Annotated in this window: 7 protein-coding genes; 1 reads left to right on the forward strand and 6 read right to left on the reverse strand. The window is 35.1% G+C overall.

Going from position 1 to position 6,194, the window contains the following annotated elements; translation table 11 throughout:
- Positions 1-19: 19 nt before the first annotated feature.
- Genes ACW9W3_RS01590 through ACW9W3_RS01615 form a run of 6 tightly spaced genes read right to left on the reverse strand, consistent with a single transcriptional unit; the run spans position 20 to position 4,988 of the window.
- Entirely contained in the window at positions 20-1,252 is a 1,233-nt protein-coding gene (locus ACW9W3_RS01590; RefSeq protein WP_457764417.1) for an ABC transporter permease, read from the reverse strand.
- Entirely contained in the window at positions 1,249-3,063 is a 1,815-nt protein-coding gene (locus ACW9W3_RS01595; RefSeq protein ID WP_457764418.1) for a COG1361 S-layer family protein, read from the reverse strand. Before ACW9W3_RS01595 ends, ACW9W3_RS01590 begins: the two co-directional genes overlap by 4 nt.
- Before the next feature lie 49 nt (positions 3,064-3,112).
- On the reverse strand, positions 3,113-3,829 hold the full coding sequence (locus ACW9W3_RS01600) for an ABC transporter ATP-binding protein (protein ID WP_457764419.1): 717 nt from the start codon (positions 3,827-3,829) through the stop codon (positions 3,113-3,115).
- Position 3,830: 1 nt separating this feature from the next.
- Entirely contained in the window at positions 3,831-4,223 is a 393-nt protein-coding gene (locus ACW9W3_RS01605; protein ID WP_457764420.1) for a hypothetical protein, read from the reverse strand.
- A 17-nt stretch (positions 4,224-4,240) separates the two neighbouring features.
- Positions 4,241-4,693, reverse strand: a complete 453-nt coding sequence (locus ACW9W3_RS01610) for a hypothetical protein (RefSeq protein ID WP_457764421.1) — start codon at positions 4,691-4,693, stop codon at positions 4,241-4,243.
- Positions 4,686-4,988, reverse strand: a complete 303-nt coding sequence (locus ACW9W3_RS01615) for a winged helix-turn-helix domain-containing protein (RefSeq protein WP_457764425.1) — start codon at positions 4,986-4,988, stop codon at positions 4,686-4,688. Before ACW9W3_RS01615 ends, ACW9W3_RS01610 begins: the two co-directional genes overlap by 8 nt.
- A 327-nt stretch (positions 4,989-5,315) precedes the next feature.
- Here ACW9W3_RS01615 and ACW9W3_RS01620 point away from each other — a divergent pair, with 327 nt between their 5' ends.
- Positions 5,316-6,020, forward strand: coding sequence for a hypothetical protein (locus tag ACW9W3_RS01620; protein WP_457764422.1), 705 nt, complete (start codon positions 5,316-5,318; stop codon positions 6,018-6,020).
- Positions 6,021-6,194: the final 174 nt, after the last annotated feature.

Genomic DNA, 6,194 nt, shown 5'->3' on the forward strand with positions numbered 1-6,194 from the left:
TCATTAATTTAGATTCCATTTATTCCCGTCTTAATGCAACAAGTGGAGACAAGGTGGAAGCTTTCCATGCTGGAAGTATTCCTGCAGAAATGCTGAGTGCTACAGATAGCAACCATACGTATAATGTATCAACAAAATGAAAAATAGGAACTATGTTTGACGTATTTCCAAAGCCTGGAGGAGACAAAACAGAGCTTAAAGCATAGCCAGACATCATACCTACCAATATTCCAGCAGTTCCACCCAACAGACCAATTAGCAATGCCTCCATTAAAAATAGCCAAAGTATTGTACTGTTTTGAGCACCTATTGCCTTCATTGTACCAATCTCTTTGATTCGTTCAGTAACTGATGTGTACAAGGTAGTGATAATCCCCACAGCACCTACAACCAAAGCAATAACACCGATGCTTTGAATAAACGCATTATTTCCTTCGGTGAATTGTTGTCTGAATTGTAATCTAGATTGAAGACTAGAAATGCCTATTGAAGTGCCAAAGAGTTCTTTCAAATCATCCTCTGCTTGTGAAATTAATTCAGCAGAGTGTAAAGAAACTAAGAGACTGTCAAACTTGCCTGATTTTTTTAAAAAGGTATTTCCTACATTTTCATTAATTATTACAGAACGATCCAATGTACGATCACCTGATTCTTTTAAAATTCCTGACACAACAAACGTTCTAGAGTCCTCTTGTTGCTCACCATCAGTATCAACATATCGAAAAGTAAGTTTCAGAGATTGGCCTAGAGCAACAATTGGAAAAGAAGCCCCATCGGGATATGCTACACTTTGACCAACAAGTATTGCGGAGGGATCATTTCGTTTTATCACCGAACCTGCTTCCATTTCAAGACCAGGTACACTAACATAAACATCATCAGGATTCATTGCAAGTACTGAAGTACGCAATACTCTTGCTTGAGAATTAAGATCAACAGTACCTGAATATCTTGGCACTACATCAACTACAGAGGACAATGAGTTTATCTTATTTACAACTGCAGAATTAAAAACAATCGACGGAGTTGTGTCTACACTTCGAAATGAGCGTTGTCCAGGAGTCACTGTCAATACATTATCTGCAAGTTGATTCAGTTGATTCTCAATAAACTGAGTTTGTCCTGCACTAAGTCCATTTAGAACAATCATCAAGCTGCAACCTACCACAACCATCAATACTGTAAGTAATGTTCTTACCTTTCGTTCATTTAATGCAGAAAAAGACAGTAATAGAATTTCTTTTGGATTCAATTCTTTGAACTCTTTGAATCATCTAAGAGAAAATCTAGATCGTCACTGCCAGAATCAGTCTGACTTTTCTTTTTTCTAGTTTTAACTACTATTGCTATGGTAATTATTATCGCTGCTGCAATTCCCAGTAAAACTTCCATTGATATTGATGTAGAATTTGAACCTCCACGTTCGTTTGGTGATTGTTGTTTAATTTGAGATACATTGACTATGTCATTAAAGTCAATTTCATGAAAATTTCGAAGATCATCAGCATATGTCACTTTAACTGAGAATGGATGTTTGCCTTGAGAAAGTGATGATACAGGTAGTGGAATACTAAATGGAATTGATGAATCATCTGTCAAATCCCCCATATATTGAGGAGAAACATCTGAAATATCAGGAATGTCTGCAAGGGACAATAGTTCAATATTTGCAAATTTACCAGTGGTACTTCCCTGATTAAGCACGTTTCCAACAAGATGCAACTTGCCACCAATACTGCTAACCTGCACATCATACAATGTCAATTCAATGCTTCCAGCAACAAATACGCCCACATTTGCAGTATCCAAACTTGATTCGCCATCAGAGATGTAATCTAAATTCATATCAAATGAACTAGGATTGTTGATGAGGCTAGTTGATGCAAAGACATCAGTAGTAAACTCAAAAGTTTCACCAACAGGGAGAGAGTTTATCATCCACTTTGACTTTCCCATTATTTTCATCTCAGTAGTTTCGCCTGCCAATGTAAGCAAAAGATCAGTAATTTCATCATCGCCATTATTTGTGACTTGGAACATGATATTTTCAACAATTCCTGCAGTTATTACAGGTTCATCATGTTTTGTATCAACTGAAACAATAATTGGGGATTCAGATGGTTTTGGTGAAACTACAAGTCCTGTAGTTAATAATTCAGTCTGTTTGTATCCATATGCGTTGCCATAAGTAATTTGTATACTAATATTTTGTACTGATGAACCAGATGTAGCTTCAGGGAAAATTGTTGTTGAAATTCGTGTGGAACCATTTGCAGGAATAGTTCCAACGCTAAATGTATTAGCTCCTAGATTAACCAGTTCAGTTTCAGATGATTCCAAAGTTACAGTGGAGCTTGAACTGTCCCTTGATGAACGACTGTTATCATCGCCGATACTTAGTATTGTCAAAATTACGCCAGTTGCAGGAGAACTTCCCATGTTAGAAATTATAAAGTCAATAGGATTTGGCACCTTTGGGGTCAGTGGTTTGTTATCAGTACCCAAATCCAAAACAACTTTTCCAGGTAAAATAAAGGGCACATTAAGTAATGCAGATTTACAACTTCTTACATGATCTGGAGTAGAATAATCCAAAATTACAGAACTATGATACGATCCAACTTCGGCATCATCTGTAATGTCTACATCAAAATATAGTGTAAACACTTCTCCCTCAACTAGTTTAGCAAAATAACTGGCTTGTGTTATGCCCGCAACACTTTTTCCAAAATTACTAGAAAAATATGATTTTGACTGAGGTTCCGCACTGGTTCCCCCTGGCTCAAATCCATCTGGCAGTCGTAAATATCCTGTAACAGCATACAATTCAAGAGGAGAGCGATTTACAAGCACGACAGCTAGCGTTGATGGACCCTCCCCAGGACCTACTTCTAATTCAGAAGGATTTAAGGAATCTGTACTTGATTCACTTCTGTCAGTCCAATATGCATCAAGAAAAACTGGACCATTGTAATCTGCATCAACCCTTGTGGTGGTAGAGGAAGAACAATCACTTCTAAAAGTTTGAGCATTTGCAAAGTTTGGAAAAGCTGAAATGACCAATATTGTAAATAGGGAAATAGATAATATCTTTAAAAAAATATTTTTTGTTTTAGTTGTATACATCTTTTTCAATTTCTCCATCTTTCATGTATATTGACCGATCTGTTCTTTTTGCCAAATCAACATTATGTGTAATCATCACTACGGTTCTGGAATATTTTTTTGTCAATTCAGTTAAAAGTTGAAAAATATCTTCTCCTGTAACAGTATCCAAGTTTCCAGTAGGTTCATCTGCAAGAATAATTGCAGGATTATTTATCAAGGCTCTACCTATTGCAACTCTTTGTTGTTCACCACCACTGAGATTATTGGGTTTGTGTTTTGCTTTTTGTAGAATACCAAGTTTTTTTAAAATACTTTGAGAACGTTTAGTTCTAGTTACATTATCCATCCCAGAAATAATTCCTGGCATTTCAATATTTTTTTGAACAGTTGATCTATTAATCAGATTAAATGATTGAAATACAAATCCAATCTTGTTGTTTCTAATCGTTGCTAGTTTGTTAGCATGTAACTTGAAAATGTCCATCCCATTCATTAACACAGTACCACGAGTTGGCTTATCTAAAGCTCCAATCATATTCAACAAAGTTGATTTTCCACTTCCTGATGGACCAACAATAGATACAAACTGGCTTTTTGGAATGGAAAAACTGACATTTTTTAGAGCTATTACTTTTCCTGCAGTAGTTTGGTAGACTTTAGAAATATTTTGAACGTCAAGAATGTTATGAACTTGTTCAATAGTAGGAGATTGTAAACTCATATCATCCATCCAGATTTCCTTCTTTTTTAGAAAATGATTTCTTTGCCAATGCAAGAATCGCAATTACAATTACAACAAATGCTATCTGAAATACTTCGGTAAGTATTCCATTATCACTAATTCTTCCACCCCTACCAGTAATGAAATTATCAGGAATTCTAGTAATCACCCAGATTGCAATAAATACGATTGTTCCTCCAAGTCCAACACCATACCAAATATTTCCCCATTTTCTAACCATTGGAATAACCCAAAAAATCTGTGTCAGACCACCTACAACAAAAAGTATTTGCATATTCTGATTGTTTGAGGGAATTCCCAAAATAATATGGATTATTCCTGCTATGGCAGTAGTGGCAGCTGCTGCATAAAACAAAAGATTCAGTTTATTCATTTTAGGTTATTTCCAGTTTATTTTTCATCTTCATCATCCTCAAATTTCTTATCAATCTCTTTTTGATGTTCCTTGAATTGCTTGTATCTTTTATCCCACTTTGAAATGACAAACCATTGTCTAATCCCTATGCCCAACCATATGATGGAAATGGTAAATATTACAAGTTGGTGAGGACGAAGTAAAGGATGAGGTTTGATCTTCTTTGAGAATTTTTCCTTTATCAAATTGTACTCATCTTCTGTAATTTCGCCGCTGTCAAGCTTTGATTGTAAACGTGTGTCAAAGTCTTCTCTGAATTTATCCTGATATGGGGAATCATACACACTAGTAATGGCAATTAAAGAGATTGGCGGAATAATCAAGGTTGTAATTATCATAATTAAAAACATCTTTTTTGTTTTGCTTAGCTGAAACATCATCCCATCTAATATTTCAAATATATTTTCACGGTCTTTGCGGTTAGACATTTTTTTCATCTCCATTATCACGTGGAAACAAATCTTCGTATTTCTGCAATACTTCCTCAAGCAAATTTTTCCCTTTTTCAGATATGGAATATTTGAAAATAGTCTTGTTGCCCCACGGTTCTTCTTTTTTTTCTATCATTTGTTTTTCCACCATACTGTCAACGATTCCCTTGTGTTTTACATTATTCAGACCACAAACACTCATCAATCTGGTTTGATTCATCTCACCATATTCGTAAAGTTTCAAGAGAATGTCCTTCCTAATGTATATTCTATCTCTATATTCACGTGCCAGAAATAATCGCCTCTAAAAATACATTCCATGATACATCATCATTTCTCCCATACACGTTTGCTTCGTGGTTTCGTCCTAAGTCTGGTAGTACAACACGGGCAAGAATATCCATCTGTATAAAAATAACAATCACATAAACCACATCTTTTCTGTCCAGATTTATAACGTAAATTATTTGGCATAGAATATGCCTTTTTATGCTCACAAATTCCCTTACAAATTTGAACCATAGGCACAAAATTCCCTTTAGGAACTTAAAGATCAGGTAACATAGTTACGTATCACTTGATAATAATGCCTTTTATTCAAAATTCAATGAAACTATCAATGAATAGCAAAACAAAGTACATGATTCCTGTATTTGCAGCAGTCTTTGCACTGATGTTTGTTGTAGCAGTACCAAATGCAATAGCAGAAGGTGGAAACTATGCAAAAATGAGTGAAGATAAACACTACAAAGGACATGGACATAAGGCTATCCTAGTTGAAGGATTTACTGGATCGATCGTAGTTCCTGCAGAGATGACCAAAGAAACACATGGTGAATTAAAAAACCAAGTAACAGTATCTTTGGGTCAAGCAGTTTCTGTTGCAGAGAGTAACGGCGTTACTAATGCAATGAAAGCAAGTATCGGAATTGTAAAAGATGGTGAAAATAACAAGTATGTTGTATGGACCATTACTAGCATAGACAAAGATGCAGAGTCTGAAACAATGATCAAGAACATTTTTGTTGTAGATGCAGGTAATGCAGACAATTTTACCACAATTACCAAAACATTTGATCATTCAAAAATGAGAGAGATGCACGGTGAAAAAATGGCAAACAAACTTGAGAAATACCAGCAAAAATTCACAGAACCAACTGGGGATGCTGATGTTGATTCTGCAAGAGCACAATTTCTAGATTTGATGCAACAATTACAAAATGCATACAATAATGGAGATTCTGAATCTGCAAAGTCAATTCACGACCAATTAAAAGAACTCAAACAGAAAGTGTTTCTCAATATGAGAAGTGCACATCTCTAGAGTCTTTTTTTATTTTTTATAATTTAATCTAGCCATACAGCAGGATGGTAAATTTGTTAGAGTTATTTTTTGGTAAAAATGAAATTTCATCAAACCTTATCTTCACATATTTGTTATAGACAGTATGAAAAAATCAAAACAACTGACAATTGCCATGTTAGTTATTCTTTCAGT

It is taken from the genome of Candidatus Nitrosopumilus sp. bin_68KS (genome assembly GCF_054095825.1).